The following is a 26,184-nucleotide window of genomic DNA, read 5'->3' on the forward strand; positions in this document are numbered from 1 at the left end:
AGAGTTGAAAATGGAATACACATACCCTTTTTCGTTAGATTGGTCTACAAAAGAAATAGTAGACGTAGTACAGTTTTTTGAAGCAATTGAAAATGCTTATGAAAAAGGCATAAAGCGAGAAGAACTGATGAATAAATATCGTCGCTTTAAAGAAATAGTTCCGTCTATAGCGGAAGAAAAGACATATTTTCGGGAGTTTGAAAAAGAAAGTGGATATGCAAGCTTCCCAATCATAAAAAAAATGAAAGAACAAACTAACGAAGCAATTATAAAGGGATAAAGTAATCCCTCCTTAAAAAGGAGGGAAAGCTTGTCTTATTTTATATTGGTCATAGTTTTGTAAATGGGTAGAAGCTGTTCAAACGTATTTTCTACTAAGTCGAATAATTCTGTTTCTGTTAATTTAACAGCTTCTTCTTTAGGTATATGACGCCCAACTAAAAATTCACCCTTTTTAACGTCTCTCAGACGCGTTAGAAGCTCTTCTACTCCCTCTTGATTAACTTCCCTCAAGGAAGAGGCCTCTGGCTTCATATGGTCCCCAGAAACGATAAAATCATCTGGAAGCTTTTTAAATAGACTCATTTGTTGCAGCAAACGCTCTGCAATTGCAACTTTATCGGGTGCTTCATAAATAACTGCTACTATGATAAATAAATGCGTACCCCATAAGCCAATTTGAAAATGAGGCAAAGCCTTGTAACCACGTTTGTAAGGAGCAAAAGCTACCCAACTATCCTTTGGAGGGTTAACTGATCGACGAGCGTGCTTAGCTACATGGCTAAAAAACTCATCTCCAAGAACACCAGAAAAATAAAGGCTATATTGTTTACCAAGTTCTTCAAACTTAGGTCGAACATTCTCTATAAGAGCAGTCATTCTATTTTCTAATCCTTCAATTTGAAACACTTCAAAATCTTTTTCTTGCCAAAAAGTTTTACTCATATATTAACTCCTTTCAATTTCTATGTTTATTTTAGCGGATTTTTGGGTAAAAATCTTGTAAGCAGTATTTATTAACACAAATCGATTTGTAGCATAATGTAAGTATAAAGTTCTGAATATTAAGATAAAATGATTATGGAGAGGTGTTAACTATGAAACAGGTTGTGCATATAATTCGTAAATATGATATGGAAAAGGAAAAAATTCAAACATTGAAATTGGAAATGGATTATCAATTAGCTACTTTATACGATGCAATGCAAGATGGAGACCAAGAAGTAATTAGCGAAGCGAAGATGCGATTAACAGAGCTTCATCAGTCACTGGATGAACTAAATGCGTTTACTTAAGTTGTCGTCACTAATAGCACCATGAAAAACACCAGCTAATCTTGAAAGACAGCCGGTGTTTTTTTCTTTATACTAAGACTAAGTATATGCAAAGCATGTATGACGGTCAGTTAACAGGAACATAGAAGGGGTGGTAACATGGACTTACATATGCTTGATAAGTATGCAAAATCATTGATTAAACAAGCTGCGACTCAAATAAGAAGCTCATTCTCGGAGGAGTTAATTATCGAATCTAAGTCGGAAGCGAATGACTTAGTTACTAATATTGATAAGGAAACAGAAAAGTTTTTTATTAGACATATTAAAAAAGATTTTCCAAACCATCGTATATTTGGAGAGGAAGGGTTTGGAGATAAGATAGAAAATTTGGATGGCTACGTTTGGATGCTAGATCCAATTGATGGGACTACTAACTTTATTCACTTCAAGAAAAACTTTGCTATATCGTTAGGTATTTACAAGGACGGCGAAGGAATTCTTGGTTATATTTATAATGTTATGGATGATGATTTACTAAGTGCTGCTTCGGGACAAGGGGCATACCTAAACGACGTGAGGATCCCTCGGCTTGAGAGTACGACAGTAGAGAAATCTATTATAGGGGTGAATGCTAGTTGGGTTGTACCAAATCGAATGGTGCATCACGATGGAATGATAGAGCTCGTGCAAACGTCTAGAGGAACTAGATCCTTTGGGTCTGCTGCAATTGAGATTGCCTATGTAGCCACTGGAAGATTAGATGCATATTTGTCCATGAGACTTTCACCATGGGATATCGCTGGAGGAATGGTAATAGCAAACGAAGTGGGAGCAGTTGTTACTAACTTATCTAACGAGCCTATAAATCTGTTAAAACAAAATTCATTTATAGTCTCTAAGCCTAATCTTCATGAACAACTATTATCAAAATATATTATTTTAAAATAAATGAGTTCGTTTCATATATTTAAAAAATATAATAGAATCATATAAAATTATATTGTCGAAAACCATACAAGTAATCGTTGATAAGAATTAAGGCTTTAAAAAAAGAGACTGGTCAGTGACGTTAGTCAGGACCAGCCTCTACTGAAGTAGAAAGAATTGATAAACTACCCAGCTATAATTATAAAAAACTCGGGCTTATTTAGATTTTCCTATTCTAATAACCCTTGTTCACGCATTTTCTTTTTCGTTTTAAAGCCAAATCCCATTACTACAAATAACATTGCTAAAAACAATAATGCTAACGGAATATTACGTAATGCAATAGCAACTCCTATTAAACCCATAGACAACATTGCGCCTAGAGAAAACAATACAAAAACCCATTTAATGTTACTCAAAACAATTACCCCCAAGAAAATAATTAAAAATATTATAACTTTAGTTCTACTTGTGTTATAATAGCACAGTTATGGACATGAAAAAAGAATATGGAGTGGAAATATGACAAAATTACGTCAAGATTTAAGAAACATAGCTATTATAGCACACGTTGACCATGGAAAAACGACTTTAGTCGATCAATTATTAAAACAATCAGGAACGTTCCGTTCTAATGAACACGTTGACGAAAGAGCAATGGACTCAAACGATATAGAGCGCGAGCGTGGAATTACTATATTAGCAAAAAACACAGCTGTAAATTATGAAGACACACGCATCAATATTTTGGATACACCTGGCCATGCTGATTTTGGTGGAGAAGTAGAGCGTATCTTAAAAATGGTAGATGGTGTTTTACTAGTTGTAGATGCATATGAAGGTTGTATGCCTCAAACACGTTTTGTATTGAAGAAAGCATTAGAACAAAAATTAATACCAATAGTTGTAGTTAACAAAGTAGATAAAGATTCTGCTCGTCCACTAGAAGTAGTAGATGAAGTATTAGAACTTTTCATAGAGTTAGGTGCAGATGACGATCAATTAGACTTCCCAGTAGTATATGCTTCAGGTGTTAATGGGACTGCTTCTTTAGACGCTGACCCAGCTAACCAAGAAGAAGATATGAAGTGTTTATTTGAGAAAATCATTGAATCTATTCCAGCGCCAATTGATAATTCAGATGAGCCATTACAGTTCCAGGTTGCATTACTTGACTATAATGACTATGTAGGCCGTATCGGTATTGGTCGCGTATTCCGCGGTACAATTGAAGTAGGTCAACAAGTTTCATTAATGAAATTAGATGGCAAAGTTAAAAATTACCGTGTTTCTAAATTGTTTGGTTTCTTCGGTTTAAAACGTGTAGAGATTGAATCTGCAAAAGCTGGAGATTTAATAGCGGTTTCTGGTATGGAAGAAATTAACGTAGGGGAAACAGTTTGTCCTACAGACCATCCTGACGCTTTAATTCCATTACGTATCGATGAGCCAACGCTACAAATGACATTCTTAACAAATAACTCACCGTTTGCTGGTCGTGAAGGTAAATGGGTTACATCTCGTAAAATTGAAGAACGTCTTCGTTCACAATTACAAACAGATGTTTCTTTACGAGTAGAAGATACAGATTCACCTGATGCTTGGGTTGTTTCTGGTCGTGGAGAACTCCACTTATCTATATTAATAGAGAACATGCGTCGTGAAGGTTTTGAGCTTCAAGTATCTAAACCTGAAGTTATTATTCGTGAAATTGATGGCAAAAAATGTGAGCCGGTTGAACGCGTTCAAATTGATGTACCAGAAGACTGTGTAGGTTCAATCATTGAGTCTATGGGTACACGTAAAGGCGAAATGGTAGATATGATTAATAGTGGGAATGGCCAAGTACGTTTGATTTTCATGGTTCCTGCCCGTGGATTAATCGGATATTCAACTGAATTCATGTCCTTGACTAAAGGGTTCGGAATCATTAACCATACATTTGACAGCTACCAACCAGTAGTGGCAGGTCGCGTTGGCGGACGTCACCAAGGTGTACTTGTTTCTATGGAAACAGGAAAAGCAACAACTTATGGTATGATGCAAATTGAAGACCGTGGAACTCTATTCGTAGAGCCAGGTACTGAAATTTATGAAGGTATGATTGTTGGTGAAAATACTCGTGATGCTGATATCACAGTAAATATAACTAAAATGAAACAAAAAACAAACATTCGTTCAGCAAATAAAGACCAAACAAATGTTATTAAACGCCCACGTATCTTAACTTTAGAAGAAGCATTAGAATTCCTTGGCGATGATGAATACCTGGAAGTAACACCAGAGTCTATTCGCTTACGTAAAAAAATTCTTGAGAAGAGCGAACGTGAACGCGTAACGAAGAAAAAGAAAAGTGCAGATCAGGAATAGGAACTGAAAGGGTGACAAGCCTTGGAGGAACAAGATCTAGTAATGGGTAGAATGTCTTCTATCGCTAGGTTTATATATGAAACAATGCCCAACTTTACTGTATCAGGCTATGTTTTATTTATCGTCATATTTTTATTGTCGGTGCTAGTGTACAAGCTTGGATTTGCAAAGAAGTTAGTGTTTAAGCAAAATGTAGTTATCTATATTTTCCTTTTGTTAGGTTGCTTAATGTTGACCTTCTTAGCATTTTTCCTTCCGGTAGTGGAAGCATTGTTAGTTGCTGCATTGATATTAATCATATATAAAATACGATTAAATCTAGAAAAAAGAGGTTCGACTACTTAGGTAGACTACTTTAAATCTATAAACGAGGCTGAGACATAATCCACCTCAAAATTAAAAGCAGATCAAATTTTACGATGAGTAAAATTCGGTCTGCTTTCTTTTTATATCTTCTTCCGAAACCATGTAGAGATTATCTGCTTATAGAAGTAATATTAGTTGTTCGGAGTGAAGGTTGCGACTACTAGAAAGAGACTATAGGCCACAGGAAAGCGTTCACAGTAACGGAGAACAATGGCTACCCCAGTTAGGCGTTCTAGGAAAGACGAAGTTAGACGAAGCTCTTGGGCTCGCATCCATGGTCACAAATTTTAGAAAATATGCAGTACGAGGATGGCATCTCATTATATATTTTCAAGGCTCTGTTAAAGGCTAGGGTTGTTTTTTCGTGAAGCGATTTAGTTTGTGAAATGTTATACTTAAACTAATGAGGTAGTTTAGTTTAAGTAGTAGGTATTATTAAATGTAAGTGTTTATAAAGAGAAAGGGGTTATGACGTTGAGAAAAACAAAAGAAAAAAATGAATTATTTGAATGGATAAAGACAATAGGAATTGCACTTTTATTTGCATTTGGTATTCGATTTTTCCTATTTGAACCTATTGTGGTTGACGGTGCCTCTATGATGCCAACGTTTGAAAATGGTGACAAAGTAGTAGTGAACAAAATCGGACCAGAATTGATTGATTATCAAAGATTTGATGTAATTGTATTTGAAGCCAAAGAAGATACTAACTACATCAAACGTATTATTGGTATTCCTGGTGACCGCATTGCTTATGAAAACGATGAACTTTTTATTAACGGTGAGAGGTACGAAGAACCCTACTTAGAGGAATATAAAAAAGCTTTGTTAGACAATGATACACTTACTGGAGACTTTACATTAGAGGAAAAATTAGGTGAAACAACTGTACCAGATGGTACTTTTTTTGTACTAGGAGATAATCGCCGTGATAGCACAGATAGCAGGGACCCTCGTGTTGGATTTGTTTCAGAGGAAAAAATATTAGGTACCGCAAAAATAGTATTTTTACCCCTAGATAATTTAAAGATAATAAAATGATAAAGTGGTTTGTAAGTGAAATGAGGAAATATTTATTAAGCTAACGAGTGCTTTAGTAAAAACTCAGTATCAAAGTAAAATGAGCCAGGAGGAAATATCCTAGCTCATTTTTATGTGTATTTAAAATCAACCTTTACCTTTAACATAGCCACTTTCAAAATAAAACGCAAAAAGAGAATTCCACAAAGCAATTCTCTTTTTGCGTAAAATGAAACTAATTATGTACTAGCTTCGTTTTTATTCTCTTATAAGTAAAAGCAGAAAAAAAGACCTAGAAATTTTCTGTAAGTAAAAATTTTAGGTCTTTTTGATTTGGAAGATAAGTATGGTCCTAGTCTTGATTAATTAAAACTCATTTTCAATTAATCGAGAACTTTTGTAGGAGATATACTTACCAGTAGCTAGGCGTTCCTTCGTTTTATACTCGATTCGATCATGACATTCTTCGCACATATAAGTATGAATAGGTCGATTTCTTAGTTTTTTTGCTAGTGGTAAATCAGAAGAAATTTCATCAATTCGATCGCATATCACACATTGCACTTTCATATACAACACTCCTACTCTAATCGAAATGCAGTTACGTATCTAATCGGATCATTCAGGTTAGTTCCATCTTTTTTTATAATATGGACGGGACCATCTTCACGAAGTGGCTTGCCCTTGTGACTAAATTTAACTAGAATATCATCCATTTCATCTAAGGAGATAGTATGATTTCCTTCGCTTGTTTCAATTATTAAGTGCTTTGCCTCTTTTAATGGTTCAGCATTTTGGATAAATGGTTTTAGCTCAATGCCATAAGTGTTAGAAAGCATTTTAGTCTTTTCATACTTCTTTTCTGATTTTAATGTAGGGGGATTTGTAGATCCCTCTATAATCTCACGAGACCAATGAGCTGAAGTGACCTTTGTGTATTCCTCGTCTAAATCTTTATACTCGTATTTTCCTTCAAAAAACTCATCTAGGTCAATTCTTCGATCGTCAAAAATCCACACAGTGGGATCCAACGTTATATTAAATTTAACTGCTCCTGTAATAGGTATTATAAATTCCATGCAAATTGCCTCCTCTTAACTGTCTAATCTATATTAGTATACAGATAAAAGGTGAAATTTAAAAAGAATATTTCCTTTTCGATTAAACCTAAGCGAGAGAACACTTGCAATTTTTCCAATCAAAAGATACACTTTAGGGAGGTAAAGAACAAGAAATAATAATAATGGGGGCGTCCTCATGGATACTAATATAGAACTTTCCTATCAAGATAAAGCTTTAGTGCTCTTAAAAAAAGATGCTGAAAAAATTGCCCAATTGATAAAAGTGCAAATGGATAACTTAACAATGCCTCAATGCCCTCTTTATGAAGAGGTTTTAGACACGCAAATGTTTGGATTATCTCGTGAAATAGATTTCGCGGTAAAACTTGGACTTTTAGAAAAAAGTGAAGGTAAAGAGATTATTGCTTCACTTGAAAAAGAGTTGTCTGTTTTACACGAGATTCACACAGAAAAATAATGTTAAAACTCAAACAAGCAGACTGTTTGAGTTTTTTTCTATAAAGAAATTGAGGTCTTTCATATGAATGCTTATATAAAACGTTTTATTAAAAACTTTGACTATCCTGTATTTTTTGTTTACATCGCTCTTTGTTTATTCGGTCTAGTAATGATATATAGTGCGAGCATGGTTTGGTCCGTTGAAAGGTATGGATGGACCCCAGATTATTTCTTCAATAAGCAAAAGCTTAATTTGTTATTATCTTTGCCTGTGTTTTTTTTAGCTGCGTTGTTTCCGTACAAACATTATAAGAGTCGATTTATGATGCAGTTGATGCTTGGAGTAATGTTTATCCTACTCATTCTCGTTCATTTTATTGGAGTAGGTGGAGAAAGTGGATCCCAAAGTTGGCTGAGTTTAGGTTTTGGTAATGTACAGCCATCAGAAATTGCTAAAATTGTAATAGTCTTATACTTTGCTAGTATCTTTACGAAAAAATATCAAAATGGCACGCTAGACAAGCTAAATGAGTCTGTAGGTCCTCCTTTGTTAGTTTTAACTTTTGTGTTTGTTCTCATTATGCTTGAAACTGATGTGGGTAATACAATGATTATAAGTTTTGTAGCCATTTCAGTTATTGCCGCAAGTGGCATTAAATTCAAATCATACTCCAAATTGATAGGATTAATCAGTATACTAATAGTTATTGCCTTAACTTTTATATATTTCTTAAAGGACTCTCTTCTTACAGAACGCAGGTTAGGTAGACTTGAAGCTTTTTTCAATCCTTTTGATTATGAACAGGGCTTCGGCTACCAAATAGTAAATGGATATATTGCTATTGGATCAGGCGGGCTGACAGGGCTGGGCTTGGGAAATTCTAACCAAAAGTATGGATATTTACCAGAGCCACATACAGATTTTATCATGGCCATTATTGCTGAGGAGTTAGGCTTGGTAGGTGTTCTGATTGTGTTATGCGGTTTGTTCTTCCTAGTGTTTAAGGCGATAATGATTAGTATAAAAACTAGAGATCCTCAGGCTAGAATGATAGCTGCTGGAATCGCAAGCATCATAGGGTTTCAAACATTTGTCAACCTTGGCGGTATGCTTGGAATAATCCCGCTTACTGGTGTACCACTTCCTTTTATAAGTTACGGGGGGACCTCCATCATTATCTTATCTGCTGCCATTGGTATACTGATGAATGTGTCAATGTTTGTTAAACTTGAAAAGACTAAATCATAAGGAGTGTGCAATGGGATGAATAATATTAAAAAAATAGTAGTAGCAAATAGAGGCGAGATTGCTATTCGTATATTTCGTGCTTGTACCGAGTTAAATTTGCGTACCGTAGCTATTTATTCAAAAGAAGATAGCGGTTCCTTCCACCGCTTTAAATCAGATGAGTCTTACTTGGTGGGTAAAGATAAAAAACCGATCGATGCTTATCTAGACATTGAAGATATTATTCGCATTGCAAAAGAAAGTAAGGCCGATGCTATACATCCAGGCTACGGTTTTCTATCAGAAAACGTAGAGTTCGCAAAAAGATGTGAAGAAGAAGGCATTATTTTTATTGGTCCAACATCTAAGCATTTAGATATGTTTGGAGATAAGGTAAAGGCACGAGAACAAGCTGTAAAAGCTGGAATTCCTGTTATACCGGGAAGTGATGGACCACTAGAAGACATGGAATCCATTCGTGATTTTGGTAAAAAGCATGGCTACCCTCTAATGATTAAAGCTTCTCTTGGTGGTGGTGGTCGTGGAATGAGAGTAGTACAAACTGAGGAAGATCTTGAGAGCGCTTACGATAGAGCAAAATCAGAAGCAAAAGCGGCTTTTGGCTCTGATGAGGTTTACGTAGAAAAGTGTGTATATGAGCCAAAGCATATTGAGGTTCAAATTTTAGGAGATAAAGAAGGAAACCTAATCCATCTATACGAGCGAGATTGTTCTATTCAACGTAGGCATCAAAAGGTTGTAGAGATTGCTCCTTCCAATTCATTAAGTCCTAAGTTAAGAGATGAAATATGTCAGGCAGCTGTAAAGTTGATGAATAATGTAGGTTATATAAATGCAGGAACTGTAGAATTTTTAGTGACGGATGATGAATATTATTTTATCGAAGTAAACCCACGCATCCAGGTAGAACATACGATTACAGAAATGATCACGGGAATAGATATTGTTCATGCTCAAATAAAAATAGCAGATGGGATCCCTTTAAATGCTCCTGAAATGGGTATACCTGACCAAGCTGACATTCCGTTATTTGGTTTTGCAATTCAATCGCGTGTAACTACTGAGGATCCTTTGAATAATTTCATGCCAGATACAGGTAAATTAGCCGTTTATCGTTCAGGAGGAGGATTTGGGGTCCGTCTAGATGCAGGTAATGGCTTCCAAGGTGCTATTATTTCTCCATATTATGATTCTTTGCTAGTAAAAGTTTCCACATGGGGAATGTCATTTAAAGAAGCAGCAGCTAAAATGGATCGGAATTTACAAGAATTCAGGATCCGTGGTATTAAAACAAACATACCATTCCTAGAAAATGTAGTTAAACACCCTTCGTTCCTGTCAGGGAAATTTAATACAAGTTTTATAGATTCTACACCTGAATTATTCCTGTTTCCTAAAAGAAAGGATAGAGGGACTAAACTATTAAATTACATTGGTAATGTAACGGTTAATGGGTTTCCAGGTATAGAGAAAAAGATAAAACCAGAGTTCGGCTCGGTTAGAAAGCCAACTTTCGATTTATCCTCTAACCCACCAGCAGGGACAAAAGATATTTTAGATCAGCGAGGCGTTGATGGTCTGATTCAGTGGGTAAAGGAGCAGAAGGATGTTCTATTGACAGATACGACATTCCGAGATGCCCACCAGTCTTTACTTGCAACTCGAGTGCGCTCTTTCGATATGTTTAATATTGCCAAAGAATCTGCACATGGTATGCATAATCTTTTCTCATATGAAATGTGGGGAGGAGCAACGTTTGATGTAGCTTATCGCTTCTTGAAGGAAAATCCTTGGGACCGCTTGATCAAAATGCGTGAAATGATCCCAAACACTTTATTTCAAATGCTATTCCGAGGAGCAAATGCAGTAGGCTATAAAAACTATCCTGATAATGTGATTCGTGAATTTATAGCAAAATCTGCTGAAGCAGGAGTAGACGTATTCCGAATATTTGATAGCCTTAACTGGATAAAAGGAATGGAAGTAGCGATTGATGCTACGCGTCAATCCGGTAAGATTGCAGAGGCAGCTATTTGTTACACTGGAGACATTTTAAATGACTCTAGAGACAAATATACCGTTCAATACTATAAAGACATGGCAAAAGAGTTAGAGGCTTTAGGGGCTCATATTTTAGCGATTAAGGATATGGCAGGATTGTTAAAACCGGAAGCAGCCTATCGTTTAGTGTCAGAATTAAAAGAAAGCGTAGATATTCCAATCCATCTACATACACATGATACAAGTGGAAATGGTATTTATACTTATGCTAAAGCAATTGATGCTGGAGTAGATATTGTTGATACAGCATTGGGAACTATGGCTGGATTAACATCACAACCTAGTGCTAGTAGCTTAAGCTATGCCATGCAGGGATCTGGTCGCAATGTTATTGGTAATGTCGAAGCATTTGAAAAACTTTCTAGCTACTGGGAAGATGTTCGTAAATATTATCAAGACTTTGAAAGTGGCATGATTAGCCCGCATTCTGAAATATATGTCCATGAGATGCCTGGAGGTCAGTATAGCAATCTTCAGCAGCAAGCGAAGGCTGTAGGACTAGGGGATAGATGGGAAGAAGTAAAATCGATGTATTCACGAGTGAATCTTTTATTTGGAGACATCGTAAAGGTTACCCCTTCGTCTAAAATTGTTGGAGACATGGCTTTATTTATGGTTCAAAATAACCTAGATGAGCTATCCGTTGTTACGAGAGGGAAGAAAATTGACTTTCCAGACTCTGTTATCGAATTTTTTGAAGGATATATCGGACAACCTCATGGTGGTTTCCCTGAAGAGCTTCAAAAAGTGGTTTTAAAGGATCGTGAACCTATTACAGTGAGACCAGGTGAACTATTAGAGCCAGTAGACTTTAATGCGGTTAAAGAGCTTCTATTCAACAAATTAGAGCGTCCGGTAAATAGTCAGGAAATATTAGCTTATACTTTATATCCAAAAGTGTTTGATGAGTACTGTGCAACTGAGAAAAACTTCGGTGACGTCTCGGTTCTTGATACGCCTACTTTCTTGTATGGAATGAGACTGGGTGAGGAGATTGAGGTAGAAATAGAGGTTGGTAAAACCTTGATCATTAAACTAGTTTCAATTAGTAAACCAGACAAAGAAGGAAATAGAATTATCTATTTCGAGCTAAACGGCCAGCCACGGGAAATAACTATCCAGGATATGAACATGGAAGTTAGTAGTTTTTCTAAGCTTAAAGCTGAACCGTCTAATGAAAGCCACATTGGTGCTACTATGCCAGGAACTGTATTGAAAGTAGAGGTTGCCACGGGTGATGAAGTAAGACGTGGTCAGCATCTAATTATTACAGAAGCAATGAAAATGGAGACGACCGTCCAAGCTCCATTTGATGGCATTGTAAAAGCTATCCATGTAGGAGCAGGCGAAGCAATTGCAACCGGTGATTTATTAATTGAAATGGAAAAATAATAAGTAAAATAGCTTAAAGGTATCAGAGTTAAAATATATGATATCTAAGACTGTAGGCAAACACCGTGATTTATGGATTTTGCCTACAGTCTTTTCTTTTAAAAAGGAGATAAAGTTGATTACCAGATGCGAGCGAATCTTCTATAGGATATTAAGCAAGCTGGTAAGCTATTGGATTCTTTAGTCCATATATGTCTTTATTGAGTTGACCAATGAAAAAAAACGTAAGCATGCTAGAAGGATACTAGTCTGCTTACGTTTTTTTAAAAGAAAAGAAGAATCTTACTGCTAAGTCTATTTTACTTCTGTATTTAGTTGCTTGTTTTACTTCTCGATAACAATAATATGAGATAACATAACAAACCAAATAAAAGAGAAATAAATAAAGAATGAAGTAAGGCGATATAAAGGTTTAATTTAGTTAATACTACAACCATACCTGTAACTACCTGGCAGGACACAAGTATGAGGGAAATAATCCAGCCCCAGTAGATTGCACGTTGATCCTTATAGTTCTTGATGACATGAATAGCAATGATTAAAATCCAGATAAAGATTAGGCCGGCAGCTGCTCTGTGCCCCATTTGAACCCATTCATACATATTGGTTGGTAAGGCAAAGCTATCATTGTTACATAGTGGCCAGTCATTACAGATTAAACTTGACTCGGTATGACGAACTAATGCCCCCGTGTATATAACAATGTAGGAATATAAGGCCACGCCAATGGTATGAAATCTCAGTGTCTTACCGATTTTAATCTTATCAGTATCAAATTTTCTGTCTACCTCGAAAATTAGAAGTGTCAAAAGTAATACTGCTGCAAAGGAAATTAGGGAAATTCCAAAATGAAGTGCGAGGATAAAGTCGCCCTGTCCCCATTTAACTTGAGCGGCTCCGATTAATGCTTGCAACACAAGGAAAAAGAAAGCCATAAAGGATAAGAACTTAGTCTCACGAACATGACCCAATGCGCGCCAAGCCCATACGGATAATGCTACAATTAATATTCCAACTGCCCCTGTAACTAGGCGATGTGAAAACTCAATTAAAACTTCAGCGGTAATTACATCTGGTATAAGCTGTCCATTACAGCCAGGCCAATGTCTACCACAACCCATGCCGCTGTCAGTCTTTGTAACAAGTGCTCCACCTAAAAGAATTAGGAGCATACCAATTGTTGAAGCTACAGCTAGCCATTTTAAATATTTGTTTATATGCAATACGTCACCTACTTTATGTATATATTGCTCGCTTAATAAAAGCGGTATCTGCTACTAGATAATATCGAAACCTGAGCAAAAATACAATGTAAAACAACGAAACACTTAAATAAGACAAACTCTATTCACAAATTGTTCATAAAATCGTTAATTAGTATTCACACATGAGGGGGGCAAATGATTTACTATTGATATGTTCAGTTTAGAAACATAAATTACTAGGTACTATTATGCGAAAATTCTTTTCAGTGTAGAAATATGTTATAGTTTTCGCTATAGTATAAGGTAGCGGAATATGCTTACAACTTTGAAAGGAGGGTGCAGCATGTCAAATGGTCATACTATAACCGCTACGACCAAAACCGACAGAGATCCGGTAACTTCTTCTTTTTTGAAAGACTTCCTTTCATTGATTAAAATTGGAATTGTCAATTCTAATTTAGTTACTACTTTTACAGGTTTATGGTTAGCTTTCCAGTTTACGAATACAAACTTTCTTCACGAGCTAGATTTATTGTTTTTCACGCTTTTTGGTTCCGCGTTAATAATTGCAGGTTCCGCTGCGATGAACAATTTTATCGATCGTGATATCGACCCAGTGATGAAGAGTAAGAAGGGTAGACCAACTGTCACAGGTAGATTTAACCCGACAGCCGTGCTCATTACTTCTTTCACGTTTTTAGTTGTAGGTGAGGCTTTCTTATTTATGGCATCTACTTCCGCAGGTATATGGGGATTAGCTGGTATAATCAGTTATGTCGTTTTGTACTCTATGTGGTCGAAAAGAAAGCATGTCAGTAATACTATTGTGGGTAGTATCTCTGGTGCAATCCCACCGGTAATCGGCTGGGCGGCTGTAGAGCCAGGTTTAAGTTTAGGAGCATTAGGCTTGTTCTTCATTATGTTTGCTTGGCAACCACCTCATTTCTACGCTTTGGCTATGAAACGTGTGGAAGAATACCGTGCAGCTAATATTCCAATGCTACCTGTAGTCAAAGGTTTCAAGCGTACAAAGGTTTCTATGCTACTGTGGGTGATTTTACTATTCCCACTTCCACTATTTTTGATGGAACTAGGAACAGCTTTTGTTGTACTTGCAACAGCGTTAAACATTGGATGGCTAGTTTTAGCTGTTAAAGGATTTAAAGTAGAAGACGATATTAAATGGGCGACTAAAATGTTCGTTTATTCATTGAACTACATGACAATTCTATTTGTATCAATGATTATCTTCTCTATGTTTGTTTAATTTTTGGGATTCTTTCTTAGTCAACAAGAATTCATATAAAAGAACCACAGTCCAAATGTACTTGAAAACAATAATGAAAGAGGGGTTTGATTTAGCTATGATGAAAGGGCTTAAAAAATGGCGACTTTTTTCACTGTTAGCAGCTCTTACGATTTTTCTGTCGGGTTGTGGCGAAGAATATTTATCAACGCTATCACCTGCGGGAGAAGTCGGAAGAGATCAATTTAATCTATTACTACTAGCATCAGCTATTATGGCATTAGTTATTATAGTAGTAGTGATAATTTATGTAATTGCTCTAACGAGATATAGTCGCAAAAAGGTTGGAGAAGATGTGATTCCTAAACAGGTTGAGGGAAGTCACACACTTGAAATTATTTGGACAGTTATTCCAATTATACTTTTAGTTATTCTTGCAATTCCAACTGTTTATTACACGTATAAGCATGCAGATGTTGCAGCTATGGATCAAGTGGATGAAGAAGGAAACAAAACAAACCTAACAGTAAACGTAACTGCAAAGTTATACTGGTGGGAATTTGAGTATCCGGACTTAGGAATAGTAACTGCACAAGAACTAGTTGTTCCTACAGATGAGCAAGTATTCTTCAATTTGAAGGCTGCTGATGTAAAACACTCATTCTGGATTCCATCAATCGGTGGTAAATTAGATACAAACGTTGAAAACGTAAACAAATTCTACCTTGTATTCGATAAAGAATCTGCAGGATTAGAAGATGGAGTTTTCTACGGAAAATGTGCTGAATTATGTGGACCATCCCATGCATTAATGGACTTTAAAGTAAAATCAATGAATCGTGAAGATTTCAATGAGTGGGCAGAAGCAATGAAAACCACTGTACATACTGCAGAAGGGGATCTTGCTCAACAAGGGGAAGAATTATTCCAAACAGCTACTTGTATTGGATGTCACGCAACTGGTGGCGAAGGTATGGCTGGTCAAATGGGACCAAGCTTAGCTACATTTGGAGATCGTAACCGCGTAGCAGGCTTCATGGAACACAATAAAGAAAATATAAAAAAATGGATCAGTGATCCTCAAGAGTATAAACCAGGTAACATCATGCCTGCTGATGAACAATTAAATGGCGGTAAACCATTTACAGACGAGCAATTAGATGCTCTTGCAGAATACTTAATGGGACTATCTATTGAAAAATAATTCCATAGATAAAAATGAGGGAGGTAAAAAGTTGTGAGTTCTATAGCTAAGAAAAAAGGCTTTGGCGCAACTTTATGGGACTATTTGACAACAGTAGACCATAAAAAGATTGCTGTCCTGTATCTCGCTGCCGGTGGTTTGTTCTTCGTAATCGGTGGTATCGAGGCAATGCTTATTCGTATCCAATTGGCTAAACCGGATAACGACTTTGTAAGTGCAGGTCTTTTCAATGAAATTATAACAATGCATGGTACAACGATGATTTTCCTTGCAGCCATGCCGATATTATTTGGTTATATGAATGCCGTCGTGCCACTACAAATCGGTGCACGTGACGTAGCATTCCCGTTCTTAAACGCACTTGGATTTTGGTTATTCTTATTTGGTGGTATCTTCCTAAACCTTTCTTGGTTTATGGGTGGAGCTCCTGATGCTGGTTGGACTTCTTATGCATCACTGTCCTTAGCATCCCCTGGTCACGGTATTGACTTCTATGCACTCGGACTACAAATATCCGGTGCTGGTACGTATATTGCCGGGATTAACTTCCTTGTAACAATTATTAATATGCGTGCGCCTGGTATGACTTATATGCGTATGCCATTGTTCACTTGGACTACATTTGTGGCAAGTGCATTAATTTTATTTGCATTCCCACCACTTACAATCGGTCTTTTCTTCCTTATCATCGACCGTATGTTTGGAGGACAATTCTTCAACCATGAAATGGGAGGAAATACAATTATCTGGGAGCATTTATTCTGGATATTTGGACATCCTGAGGTATATATTCTGATTTTACCTGCTTTCGGTATTTTCTCAGAAATCTTCTCATTATTTGCTCGTAAACGTCTATTTGGATATTCATCCATGGTATTTGCGACAGTATTGATTGGATTCTTAGGATTCATGGTTTGGGCCCATCACATGTTTACAGTTGGATTAGGGCCAACAGCTAACGCAATTTTTGCAGTTGCAACAATGGCAATTGCTGTACCAACTGGTATGAAAATATTTAACTGGCTGCTTACAATTTGGGGAGGAAGTATTAAAGTTACAGTTCCGATGCTTTACGCATTAGGATTTATCCCTTCATTCGTAGCAGGTGGTGTAACTGGTGTCATGCAAGCCGCGGCTCCACTTGACTACCAAGTACATGATTCTTACTTTATCGTTGCCCATTTCCATTATGTAATCGTTGGTGGGGTAGTACTAGCTATCTTAGCTGCATTACATTTATATTGGCCTTTAATGTTCAACCAAATGTTAAGTGAAAAATTAGGTAAGTGGACTTTCTGGTTCTTCTTTATCGGTTTCCATCTAACATTCTTTGTTCAACATTTCTTAGGATTAATGGGTATGCCACGTCGTGTATTCACTTTTGGAGCAGATCAAGGTTGGGACTTATTCAACGCAATCAGTTCCGGTGGTGCCGTATTTATGGCAATCGGTGTAATTATCCTTGTAATTAATATCATTATGACAATTGCTAAAAATGAAAAAGTTGGAAATGACCCTTGGGAAGATGGACGTACATTGGAGTGGGCTATTCCACAACCAATTCCATTCTACAACTTTAAACAAACTCCACTAGTTCGTGGTTTAGATACTTTCTGGATTGAAAAACAAGAAGGAAACAAAGAAGGCATGACATATGCAGAGCCAATTTCGGATATCCATATGCCTAACAATTCTTTCATTCCTTTCGTAATGACATTAGGTTTATTTATCGCAGCGTTCGGTGCACTTTACAATGGCGAAAAAGATTGGGCTGTTCCAGTATTAGTACTAGGACTTGCAATTACAGTTGCTTCTATGGCTGTTCGTTCATTGAAAGACGACCACGGATATCACATTCATAAAGAAGATTTAATGAATGACAAAGGGGGTAAATAAGATGGACGTGAATAAAAAGTACACCCCACAAACTTGGCCAGATCATCCAGAACAAGCAACAATGGAAGGTAAGAATAAATTCTTAGGTTTCTGGTTGTTCTTAGCCGGTGAAACTGTACTATTTTCTAGTTTGTTTGCTACTTATTTAGCCCTTAAAAATAAAGGGCCAGAGGGTATGGAATTCAGTACAAATACGTTATTTGAATTACCTCTAGTTTTTATCATGACAATGATTCTGTTAACTTCATCGTTAACAAGTGTTTATGCTATGTACCATATGAAAAACCATAATTTCCGCGGTACACAAACTTGGATGGCTATTACTGTAGTGTTAGGTCTAGTTTTCCTAGGATTAGAAATTTATGAGTTCAATCACTATGTACATTTAGGATTCCACTATGGACAAAGTGCTTTCTCAACAGCTTTCTTTACTTTAGTTGGTACTCACGGTCTTCACGTAGTTATTGGTTTAGGATGGATCATCTTATTACTTCTACGTAATGCTAAACGTGGATTCAACTTATACAATGCACCAAAATATTATACTGCATCTTTATACTGGCACTTTATTGACGTTGTGTGGGTATTCATCTTTACAGTAGTATACTTGATGGGAGTGGTGAACTAATGTCTTCACATGACAATCATGTTTACGTTAGATCTCAAACTGAATTTGAATATTTGAAGCGAAAAAGAAGAGAGAATATGCGTACACAAGTAACGACATTCTCTATCATGATTTTCTTGACGTTAATTTCATTTACAGCAGTAGTAGCAGATTTCTCAAAATACTACATTATCCCAATCATTTTATTGTTAGCTGCAGTTCAAGTAGTGTTACAACTTTACTACTTCATGCATATGAGTGAAAAAAATCATAACATTCCTGCTTATTTCATCTATTTTGCAGCAATGGTTGGTTTTACATTCCTACTAACTTTCATAACAATTGTTTGGTGGTAATACTAAAAGAGCTAAGATTTTTCTTAGCTCTTTTTTTTTAGATAAAATAACTTCATAATTCCTGTTTTAATATAAAAATACGGACTAAATTCAACTTCTGGGATGCTTTCCAGGTGCACGTTATGATATATTATCTGCACCAATGGAGGTGACGCCTGTCTCTGAATCATTAATAGAACTGATCGTGCAATTAACCGGCAGAGAGTGATTCATGAAATTTGATTTCATTATCATCGCCTTTATATCTAAATCAATGTGTGACAGTCTGTCACAAATTTTATAATAGTAATAATTGTCATAGTTCGTTCATTTGATGTTAATTGAACTGCCCTATATAATAGGGGTAGCAACTTAAAAAGGAGCGTATAAGTATGTCTATTAGCATATTCGGCTTCCAAGCTTTATGGAGTCCTATTCTTTTAGGATTATTAGTTTGTATAGCTATTTTATATTTCTTGATTACTGTCAAATGGAGAAATGACTTTAAAGTTTCCGAGCCACTAAAAAGAAAAGAAGCAATTTATTTTATTTCTGGTTTAGTTCTTTTATATATTGTAAAAGGCTCTCCTATGGATTTAATGGCACATATCATGTTTACATTCCATATGGTTCAGATGGCACTTCTGTTATTACTAGTACCACCCTTACTTATGAAAGGGATTCCATGGTGGGTATGGAAAGTGGTTCTTGAGTTACCGGTATTAAGAAAGCTCATTCCTTTCTTTACAAAGCCGCTGTTATCATTAGTATTATTTACTATGACTTTCTCGTTGTATCATATTCCTTTGGTTTTTGATGCTATTAAGATGAACGAGGTTCTTCACGGGGCTTATACTTTAATGCTATTTTTAACGGCTGTCTTTATGTGGTGGTCCATTGTGGACGTGCTGGAGTCGGAAAAAAAATTACATGGCCTAAAGAAAATTGGTTTTATCGTTGCGAGTGCAGTATTAATCACCCCAGCGTGTGCACTAATCATTTTCTCAAATAGTCCAATGTATGACACATATACAGACTCTGATGTTTGGTTAAAGAACATGGAGTTATGTGTACCTACAGATACATTAGCCGGTCTAAACCTATCTGGTCCTGAGTTGTTCTCTAACTTAGATCCACTAGAGGATCAACAGCTGGGCGGAATAGTAATGAAAATTATTCAAGAAATTATATATGCTGCATTCTTATTCTCCATCTTCTTTGCATGGTATAAAAATGAGCAGGATAATGCAGATCAAATAACTCAAAAAGCATTAGACGACTTAAAGGTACAAGCTAAACTATAATTTTTATATATGAGGAGAATGAGAATGAGTGTTCCAGTATTACCTACAATCAGCACATTTTTTATTGTTTTAAGTGCTGTGCTTGTTGCGGTTGGTTGGATTTTAGTTAAGCAGAGAAAAATAGAAGCTCATAAAAAAACAATGTTTGCAGCCGCAATCTCAGCGCTTACGTTTTTCATAATTTATGTGTCTCGAACATTATTTATAGGAAATACAGCCTTTGGTGGGCCGGATGATATTAAAATTTACTATACGGTATTTTTAATATTCCATATTATTTTAGCCACTACTGGGGCAGTATTTGGATTAGTTACAATTTATTTAGGATATAAGAACAATATAAAGAAACACCGTAAGCTTGGACCTATTACTAGTGTTATATGGTTCTTTGTCGCAATCACAGGAGTGGCAGTGTATTCATTGCTTTATATATTCTATAAAGGTGGGGACACAACCTCCGTGTTCAAAGCAATTCTCGGTGGATAATAACTTATATTTCTTGTAGTTAGTAGACTCATTTCTAAGCAAGGGAATTTCAATAAGAAATAGAATGACAAGGCTTGGGGTAAAATTAGTCTCAGCAACATAAAAAGGTGAAATTGCGACATGCAATTTCACCTTTTTTGTGTTGTATATTTGTAATCAAATTATAATTTAAAATTTAATCGAATCATGCCCGCTTCTCTTGCGGTTATAAATAATATGACGACAAGTGGCCCGATTAGGAACCCAAGGAAGCCAAACAATTTAGCACCTATAAACATGGCGATAAGAATCGCTAAAGGGGATATACCCATTTGACTACCCATTAACTTAGGCTCTACAGCTCTTCTAATTATAAGTAAAATTATAGCAAGAACCGTAAGCTTTGTGGCGAATACAGTATCACCTACAAGGAATAAATATCCTGCCCATGGAGCCAATACTGCAATGGAACCTAAAATAGGAATAACATCTATGATCCAAATAACTAGAGACATTATGATGGCTATTTTAAATGGAACAATAAATAACAATCCTATTAAAGAAACGCCTAAAATGATGAAGCTAGCTAATATTTGAGCCTTCATAAAGCCAATGGTTACTTTCTTTACGCTAGAAGTCATGACGCGTACCTTTTCAGCAGTCCCATCCTTCAGAAAGAAAAAGAATTTTTGGCTTAGGTTTTCTAGGTCTAACATAAATAGAAAAAGAGCAATTATAAAAACTATGAAGTTTATAAGAAACTCAGGAATATTAGTTAGCAGGGCCGAAATATTTGAGTAGCTTAAAAGATCTAGAAGCGCATCCTTCATACTTGTTAAGGTAGCATTAAACTTATCCTGTATGGACTGTACTACTTCAAGAGGTAGTCCTTCGGTATACTGAAAGACGTTATTCTGAATATTTATCCATATCCCAGTCAAACTATTAAGATGATAAGGGATTACTTTTGAAGTATAAAGGAGTTGGCTTATAAGCTTAGTTACAATGAAATATAAGAGAGCCGAAATGATGGTTAGAAAAAAAATGAAGTTGGTAATAACTGCAGGTTTTCGTTTCCATTTAAATACCCTTTGAGTAAACTTTACAACTGGTTCAATAACTATCGCAGTAAGTAACGCTAAAATAATCGGAACTGACACTGGTAGGATGAAAATAGAAATGAACAGAATAAAAATAAATAGGATTATATACTTAATGTTTTCTTTTTTAAACGCTTTGAAAACCATTCTATTTTGCTCCTTTATAGATCGTTCCTTTAAGTATATACAAGGAATACCAGTTTTAACAGATAAAAAAACGTTAGAGAAATTTTTCTCTAACGTTTCATTAGTTAACCTTGGATAGCAAATTCATCTAATTCAGCTTTTAAAGCTGTTAGAGTAGTTACACAAGATTTAACTAAATGGTTCGGGAATACTTCACCTTCACCGTATTCCACACCATGCGGATAATAGTGTTTTCCTAAAACCGGTTTTAAAAGTGTAATGTTAGCTTCGTGTGCACCAACATCTCCTTCTTTTGTAAAACCGAATATACGAAGGTAGAATATACCCTCTTTAATTTCGAATTTCTTATCGTAAGTCACACGTTCATAATCCCATTGTCCGGCGCGGATTAAACCATGTTTTTTCATTATGTCGTCTAATACATTTAAGTCTAAGACTTTGTCTTCTATACCTGTATTTTCAAAATACATCGAATTGTCCTCCTTCACATTGAAGTTATACTAAGAATCTGTTCTTATTAATATTAATTCAAATTCAAAAATGTTGCAATGACAACATTGTGTATTTGTACATATCCTTGATATACTAATGAAAATGAAGGAACTTCGAAGGAGCCAAAAAAGTTGAAAACTTTATTTCATATTTTAGTTGGCATGGCTATTATATTATTAATATTCATATATTTTGATTCACCAGTTCGAGAAAATGATTTAATAACAGGTTCAAATAATAACGGCCAGCTAATTCCAGTTGAAAGAGAAGAAGTAGTCGAAACCGTTAGTATATTCACCAGGCCGAAGGAGGGAATCTCCACTTTAATAGGTAAGTCAGTAAAGGAAGTGAGGGCCCTTTATGGAAATCCTGCTAGAATAGACCCTTCCATTTATGGATATGAATGGTGGGTATATAATAAGACTTTCTCCGACTATATGTTAATAGGAGTTAAAGAAGACAAAGTAACACAAGCATTTGCAATAGGAAATCATGTTGATACTTCCCCTTACAAGATTGGTCAGTCTCTTGAAGACATCTACCGGTTCACACTAGTGCAATCCGAAGTAACGATGAATATTGGCGACAACACATATATATTTTCCTTAAACGAAAATGATATTAAAACTAGACTGCTGGTTCAATTTGATGATTTGTTCGCGATGCTCTATATTGATCAAAAGGATCAACAGCTAGAGGCTGTCAGATTTAGTGACTCACAAACTCTTCTCATGCATAAACCGTATGATATTTTATATAGTGGGGAAGTCATTGAATCTAAAACACCATCTTCCAATCTTCAAGTAAAGGCGGATAGAGCTACTGCTATCCAAGTTGTGGAGATAACAAATATTTTAAGGCTTCGACATGGGTTACGTGTTTTAGAATCAGACGTTAACCTCCAGAACTTGGCTGATATGCACAGTGAAGAGATGGCAAAGAATAATATTGTTACAAATGATAACTTTGAGATACCAAGGTTTAAAGATAAGCTTAAAGAAGCATCACTGGATTTTAATCGCGCTGGTGGTAATACTGCAGCTTTTTATTTTGATGCTGGAGAAGCTGTGAATGGTTGGTTGAATTCCCCAGACCATCGACAAACTTTATTAGGTAGGTCATATACTCATACCGGTGTAGGAGTTTACAGTAATTACTATACGCAAAACTTTATTGAGAAAAAAGATAATCTAGAATGATTATAGATGAACAAAAGTACCATTTGTTTCTTCGTACAAAGAGCGAATATGAAGTGGGACACTATGAAGGGCAGCAAAATTTGCTGCTCTTTTTTGTATGACTTCTACAGGTTCATTTATTTTAAGTTGGAGCTCATCATACGTCATATGGGATATTAACTCCACTTCGCTATTAGTAGAAGGATCTGCTGACATCACTCCTGGCACATTCTTGTAAAATTCTACAACATCTGCTTTTAAATAATAGCCATATACGACAGCCGTTAAATCACTTCCTCCTCTTCCAAGGGTAGTAAAATTGTTACTACCTTCTGTAACTCCTTGAAACCCAGGAACTACGATACATGGGTAGTCCTCAAATGTTTTTAAAATTTGTGTGGTGTCTACATTATCTATATTTGCATTGCCAAATTCTTCGTTAGTAATAATCCCAGCATTTTTACCATACAAAATAGTTGATTGAACACCGTTTTGTTTCAATTCTGCTACTAGTACAGATGCACTAATGAGCTCTCCACATGCAGAAAGTAAATCTGTCTCTACACTGTGTGGCGAGCTTGGTATAAGGTCAAGCAATGTATCGGTAGAGTAATGCTGACCTCTTCTTCCCATGGCGGATACAACAACTAACACTTTCTTATGGGCAGTGATTGCTTTTTGGATTCTTTCGATGACTAATTGTCTATTCGAAGTATCCTGCATCGCAATTCCTCCATATTTTTGCACAATCATATTTTCAACCACTCTTTTCGTGACATTTCAAACACTCCGTTCATAAAATACAAGGAATTCATTTTACTGTATGCGATTTAACAAGAATGGTGTAGGGAGTGAGCTACTATTTATCCAATAAAAGAGCTATTAGAGGGTCTGGAATATAAGATATTTGGAGATTTAAATGGTATAACGGTTCATCGTTTTATAGATCATTCCAAACAAATACAGCTTGGAGATGTATTTGTCTGGGAATCCAACAATCGTACCTTTGTAGAAGAAGCAATCCAAAGAGGGGCTAATCTAGTCATTACTCAGCATTATATTCCAGACTGTAGTGTTCCACAAATCGTTCTTCCATCAGATATGTTTTTGCTAAAAGACAAGATTGCGTATTTAACCTATAAAAAATATGGACAAAAAATAAAGACAGTAGGCATTACAGGTACCAATGGCAAAACTACCGTTGCTTCTTTTATTGGGCAGCTATTGAAGCAACAACAGAAGTCAGTATGTGTAATTGGTACTCTAGGGGTCTATGTGAATGGTGAAAAATTGGAAAGACAATTTAGAAACAATACCACTCTACCTTTTTATGATTTCATCCAGGTAGTGAGGTATTGTTATGACCATGATGTGGAATACATCGTATTAGAAGCCTCTTCTCAAGGCTTGTTGGATAACCGATTAGGAAGTTATCCAATGGACGTAGCTGTATTTTTAAATATTGGAAAAGACCATCTAGAGTTTCATGGCGGGATGGTGCCATATAAAAAATCTAAGGAGCTACTCATTCCATTAGCGAGAAAGCTAGTAGTTAATAATAATGATGAATGGTGTCGTTCAATTGCACAAAAAGCATATATACCAACAATTCGATTCGGAAATCAGAAAGGTAACGATGTAATTTTTAGTAATGAAAAATATTTAAATGAAGAAGTTAAGTATGAATATGAAGTAAATGGAAAAGAGACGTCTGTCATCATGAGGAATAGTGGATATCATAATGGGATGAATTTAGCTGCTGCACTTGGTGCAATGTTAGGGCTTGGCCTCCCATGTGAGATGATCTATCCAGTAAATTTACCGGCTGGAAGGCTACAAAGGGTACAGAATAATAAGGGGATTGAAGTATTGATAGACTACGCACATACACCTGATGCATTAGAAGCTTGTTTGTCTTCTATTACAGTTTATGCGAAGAAAAATATATTCGTTGTCTTTGGGTGTGGAGGAAATCGTGATAAGCAAAAGAGAAAATGGATGGGAGAGGTAGCTTCCAAATATGCTACTAAGGCAATTATCACTTCTGATAACCCACGAAATGAGGAACCAGAAGCAATTATCGCAGAGATTATTCAAGGGATAGACCCTAGCAAGGTAATGGTGGAAGCTAATCGAAGAAATGCAATTCGCTTGGCATTAGCTACCGCTCAAGAAGGAGACGTCGTTCTAATAGCGGGAAAAGGGCATGAAAAAGAACAAATTATTAAAGAAGTTGTTTTACCCTTTTCTGATCTTGAAGTAGTTCAGTCTTATTTTGATGAAGGTGTAATAACAAAAAATGATCCGGTTGCATGAGCAATCTTTTTCCCATCCGGTTGGGTAACCGTGCATTCCATTACTAGCGTTTGTCTTCCTTTATGTAAGTACGTAGATGTAGCAATCAGTTGCTTTTCGGATGAAGCTTTTATGTAGTTAATCGTCATATTAGTTGTAACGGCACCTTTTCCTTCTGGATGAAGGTCTTTGTTCACTAAAAATCCCATAGCATTATCGACCAAAGTTGCAATGACACCACCATGAGGCATATCAAAGCTGTTATGAATTAGTGGGGTAACAGGAAGTGTTACAATACATTGGTTGTCCTCAAAACGAGTGTCCATTTGAAACGTCGCATTTAGGTATGTAGGGGCAAGTCCTTCTTGTTTCTTTTTTAATCCGGTAAGGAAGTCTGTCAGTAAGCCTTTTTCCGTTTCTGAAGCTTCTTTTGTAACTTGTTCAAATAGAGTTTGTAAATTTTCCATAGAAATTCTCCTAACACTTAAGTTATTAGTTTAACAATTGTCTCCAGTTTTCTGTTATGAT

27 protein-coding genes are annotated in these 26,184 nt (G+C 36.0%); 18 read left to right on the forward strand and 9 right to left on the reverse strand.

The window, feature by feature from the left end; all coding sequences use genetic code 11:
- Positions 1 to 10: 10 nt before the first annotated feature.
- Positions 11 to 280, forward strand: a complete 270-nt coding sequence (locus tag HF876_RS04830; protein ID WP_169358934.1) for a UPF0223 family protein — start codon at positions 11 to 13, stop codon at positions 278 to 280.
- A 35-nt stretch (positions 281 to 315) separates the two neighbouring features.
- Here the strand turns inward: HF876_RS04830 and HF876_RS04835 are convergent, their stop codons facing one another.
- The gene (locus HF876_RS04835; RefSeq protein ID WP_169358935.1) at positions 316 to 945 is read right to left on the reverse strand and encodes a YktB family protein; all 630 of its coding nucleotides are present in this window, start codon (positions 943 to 945) and stop codon (positions 316 to 318) included.
- Positions 946 to 1,097: 152 nt separating this feature from the next.
- Here HF876_RS04835 and HF876_RS04840 point away from each other — a divergent pair, with 152 nt between their 5' ends.
- Both HF876_RS04840 and HF876_RS04845 read left to right on the forward strand, forming a co-directional pair.
- Complete coding sequence (locus HF876_RS04840; protein WP_169358936.1) at positions 1,098 to 1,295, forward strand: hypothetical protein; 198 nt, start codon at positions 1,098 to 1,100, stop codon at positions 1,293 to 1,295.
- A 138-nt stretch (positions 1,296 to 1,433) separates the two neighbouring features.
- Complete coding sequence (locus HF876_RS04845) at positions 1,434 to 2,225, forward strand: inositol monophosphatase family protein (RefSeq protein WP_169358937.1); 792 nt, start codon at positions 1,434 to 1,436, stop codon at positions 2,223 to 2,225.
- A gap of 209 nt (positions 2,226 to 2,434) precedes the next feature.
- Here HF876_RS04845 and HF876_RS04850 read toward each other — a convergent pair whose 3' ends face one another.
- Positions 2,435 to 2,623, reverse strand: a complete 189-nt coding sequence (locus HF876_RS04850; protein WP_169358938.1) for a YlaF family protein — start codon at positions 2,621 to 2,623, stop codon at positions 2,435 to 2,437.
- Between the two features lie 103 nt (positions 2,624 to 2,726).
- Between HF876_RS04850 and typA the strand changes: the two genes are divergently transcribed.
- The 3 genes from typA to lepB all read left to right on the forward strand — a co-directional run bounded on the left by typA (position 2,727) and on the right by lepB (position 5,981).
- The gene (gene typA, locus HF876_RS04855) at positions 2,727 to 4,574 is read left to right on the forward strand and encodes a translational GTPase TypA (protein ID WP_169358939.1); all 1,848 of its coding nucleotides are present in this window, start codon (positions 2,727 to 2,729) and stop codon (positions 4,572 to 4,574) included.
- 21 nt (positions 4,575 to 4,595) lie between these two features.
- Positions 4,596 to 4,919 carry a YlaH-like family protein gene (locus HF876_RS04860; RefSeq protein ID WP_481900278.1) on the forward strand — a complete coding sequence of 108 codons (324 nt, stop codon included), beginning with the start codon at positions 4,596 to 4,598 and terminating at the stop codon, positions 4,917 to 4,919.
- A 489-nt stretch (positions 4,920 to 5,408) separates the two neighbouring features.
- The gene (gene lepB / locus HF876_RS04865; RefSeq protein ID WP_169358940.1) at positions 5,409 to 5,981 is read left to right on the forward strand and encodes a signal peptidase I; all 573 of its coding nucleotides are present in this window, start codon (positions 5,409 to 5,411) and stop codon (positions 5,979 to 5,981) included.
- A gap of 345 nt (positions 5,982 to 6,326) precedes the next feature.
- Here the strand turns inward: lepB and HF876_RS04870 are convergent, their stop codons facing one another.
- Both HF876_RS04870 and HF876_RS04875 read right to left on the reverse strand, forming a co-directional pair.
- Entirely contained in the window at positions 6,327 to 6,530 is a 204-nt protein-coding gene (locus tag HF876_RS04870) for a YlaI family protein (RefSeq protein WP_169358941.1), read from the reverse strand.
- Positions 6,531 to 6,541: 11 nt separating this feature from the next.
- On the reverse strand, positions 6,542 to 7,039 hold the full coding sequence (locus HF876_RS04875; RefSeq protein WP_169358942.1) for a peptidyl-prolyl cis-trans isomerase: 498 nt from the start codon (positions 7,037 to 7,039) through the stop codon (positions 6,542 to 6,544).
- Between the two features lie 178 nt (positions 7,040 to 7,217).
- Here HF876_RS04875 and HF876_RS04880 point away from each other — a divergent pair, with 178 nt between their 5' ends.
- The 3 genes from HF876_RS04880 (at position 7,218) to pyc (ending at position 12,182) form a co-directional block, all read left to right on the forward strand.
- The gene (locus HF876_RS04880; protein ID WP_169358943.1) at positions 7,218 to 7,499 is read left to right on the forward strand and encodes an Fpa/YlaN family protein; all 282 of its coding nucleotides are present in this window, start codon (positions 7,218 to 7,220) and stop codon (positions 7,497 to 7,499) included.
- Between the two features lie 63 nt (positions 7,500 to 7,562).
- Entirely contained in the window at positions 7,563 to 8,729 is a 1,167-nt protein-coding gene (locus HF876_RS04885) for an FtsW/RodA/SpoVE family cell cycle protein (RefSeq protein ID WP_169358944.1), read from the forward strand.
- Between the two features lie 15 nt (positions 8,730 to 8,744).
- Positions 8,745 to 12,182: a pyruvate carboxylase gene (gene pyc, locus HF876_RS04890; RefSeq protein WP_169358945.1), complete on the forward strand. Its 3,438-nt coding sequence runs from the start codon at positions 8,745 to 8,747 to the stop codon at positions 12,180 to 12,182.
- Positions 12,183 to 12,493: 311 nt separating this feature from the next.
- Here the strand turns inward: pyc and HF876_RS04895 are convergent, their stop codons facing one another.
- Positions 12,494 to 13,405: a COX15/CtaA family protein gene (locus HF876_RS04895; RefSeq protein WP_205964009.1), complete on the reverse strand. Its 912-nt coding sequence runs from the start codon at positions 13,403 to 13,405 to the stop codon at positions 12,494 to 12,496.
- A 325-nt stretch (positions 13,406 to 13,730) separates the two neighbouring features.
- Between HF876_RS04895 and cyoE the strand changes: the two genes are divergently transcribed.
- The 7 genes from cyoE to HF876_RS04930 all read left to right on the forward strand — a co-directional run bounded on the left by cyoE (position 13,731) and on the right by HF876_RS04930 (position 20,465).
- Positions 13,731 to 14,654, forward strand: coding sequence for a heme o synthase (cyoE, locus tag HF876_RS04900; protein WP_169358946.1), 924 nt, complete (start codon positions 13,731 to 13,733; stop codon positions 14,652 to 14,654).
- 97 nt (positions 14,655 to 14,751) lie between these two features.
- Positions 14,752 to 15,837, forward strand: coding sequence for a cytochrome c oxidase subunit II (gene coxB, locus HF876_RS04905; protein ID WP_169358947.1), 1,086 nt, complete (start codon positions 14,752 to 14,754; stop codon positions 15,835 to 15,837).
- A gap of 33 nt (positions 15,838 to 15,870) precedes the next feature.
- Entirely contained in the window at positions 15,871 to 17,733 is a 1,863-nt protein-coding gene (locus HF876_RS04910; protein WP_169358948.1) for a cbb3-type cytochrome c oxidase subunit I, read from the forward strand.
- Between the two features lies 1 nt (position 17,734).
- A complete protein-coding gene (locus HF876_RS04915; RefSeq protein WP_169358949.1) occupies positions 17,735 to 18,361 on the forward strand; it encodes a cytochrome c oxidase subunit 3 in 627 nt (208 codons plus the stop codon).
- Positions 18,361 to 18,696: a cytochrome c oxidase subunit IVB gene (gene ctaF, locus HF876_RS04920; RefSeq protein WP_169358950.1), complete on the forward strand. Its 336-nt coding sequence runs from the start codon at positions 18,361 to 18,363 to the stop codon at positions 18,694 to 18,696. Before HF876_RS04915 ends, ctaF begins: the two co-directional genes overlap by 1 nt.
- 371 nt (positions 18,697 to 19,067) lie before the next feature.
- Positions 19,068 to 19,979: a cytochrome c oxidase assembly factor CtaG gene (gene ctaG, locus HF876_RS04925; protein WP_169358951.1), complete on the forward strand. Its 912-nt coding sequence runs from the start codon at positions 19,068 to 19,070 to the stop codon at positions 19,977 to 19,979.
- 24 nt (positions 19,980 to 20,003) lie between these two features.
- Positions 20,004 to 20,465 carry a DUF420 domain-containing protein gene (locus tag HF876_RS04930; protein ID WP_169358952.1) on the forward strand — a complete coding sequence of 154 codons (462 nt, stop codon included), beginning with the start codon at positions 20,004 to 20,006 and terminating at the stop codon, positions 20,463 to 20,465.
- Positions 20,466 to 20,626: 161 nt separating this feature from the next.
- On the opposite strand, the gene ytvI is transcribed toward HF876_RS04930, so the two are convergent.
- Both ytvI and HF876_RS04940 read right to left on the reverse strand, forming a co-directional pair.
- A complete protein-coding gene (gene ytvI / locus HF876_RS04935; protein ID WP_169358953.1) occupies positions 20,627 to 21,691 on the reverse strand; it encodes a sporulation integral membrane protein YtvI in 1,065 nt (354 codons plus the stop codon).
- A 104-nt stretch (positions 21,692 to 21,795) separates the two neighbouring features.
- Complete coding sequence (locus tag HF876_RS04940) at positions 21,796 to 22,161, reverse strand: YugN family protein (protein WP_169358954.1); 366 nt, start codon at positions 22,159 to 22,161, stop codon at positions 21,796 to 21,798.
- A gap of 153 nt (positions 22,162 to 22,314) precedes the next feature.
- On the opposite strand from HF876_RS04940, the gene HF876_RS04945 reads away from it, so the two are divergent.
- Positions 22,315 to 23,382, forward strand: coding sequence for a CAP domain-containing protein (locus tag HF876_RS04945; RefSeq protein WP_169358955.1), 1,068 nt, complete (start codon positions 22,315 to 22,317; stop codon positions 23,380 to 23,382).
- On the opposite strand, the gene HF876_RS04950 is transcribed toward HF876_RS04945, so the two are convergent.
- Entirely contained in the window at positions 23,383 to 24,114 is a 732-nt protein-coding gene (locus HF876_RS04950) for an amino acid kinase family protein (RefSeq protein ID WP_277347072.1), read from the reverse strand.
- Positions 24,115 to 24,285: 171 nt separating this feature from the next.
- Here HF876_RS04950 and HF876_RS04955 point away from each other — a divergent pair, with 171 nt between their 5' ends.
- Positions 24,286 to 25,677 carry a UDP-N-acetylmuramoyl-L-alanyl-D-glutamate--2,6-diaminopimelate ligase gene (locus HF876_RS04955; RefSeq protein ID WP_346764032.1) on the forward strand — a complete coding sequence of 464 codons (1,392 nt, stop codon included), beginning with the start codon at positions 24,286 to 24,288 and terminating at the stop codon, positions 25,675 to 25,677.
- On the opposite strand, the gene HF876_RS04960 is transcribed toward HF876_RS04955, so the two are convergent.
- Positions 25,632 to 26,123 carry a PaaI family thioesterase gene (locus HF876_RS04960; RefSeq protein WP_169358957.1) on the reverse strand — a complete coding sequence of 164 codons (492 nt, stop codon included), beginning with the start codon at positions 26,121 to 26,123 and terminating at the stop codon, positions 25,632 to 25,634. The genes HF876_RS04955 and HF876_RS04960 overlap by 46 nt on opposite strands.
- Positions 26,124 to 26,184: the final 61 nt, after the last annotated feature.

Origin of the sequence: Psychrobacillus sp. BL-248-WT-3, from assembly GCF_012843435.1 — a bacterium.
In the GTDB taxonomy this organism is placed as follows: domain Bacteria; phylum Bacillota; class Bacilli; order Bacillales_A; family Planococcaceae; genus Psychrobacillus.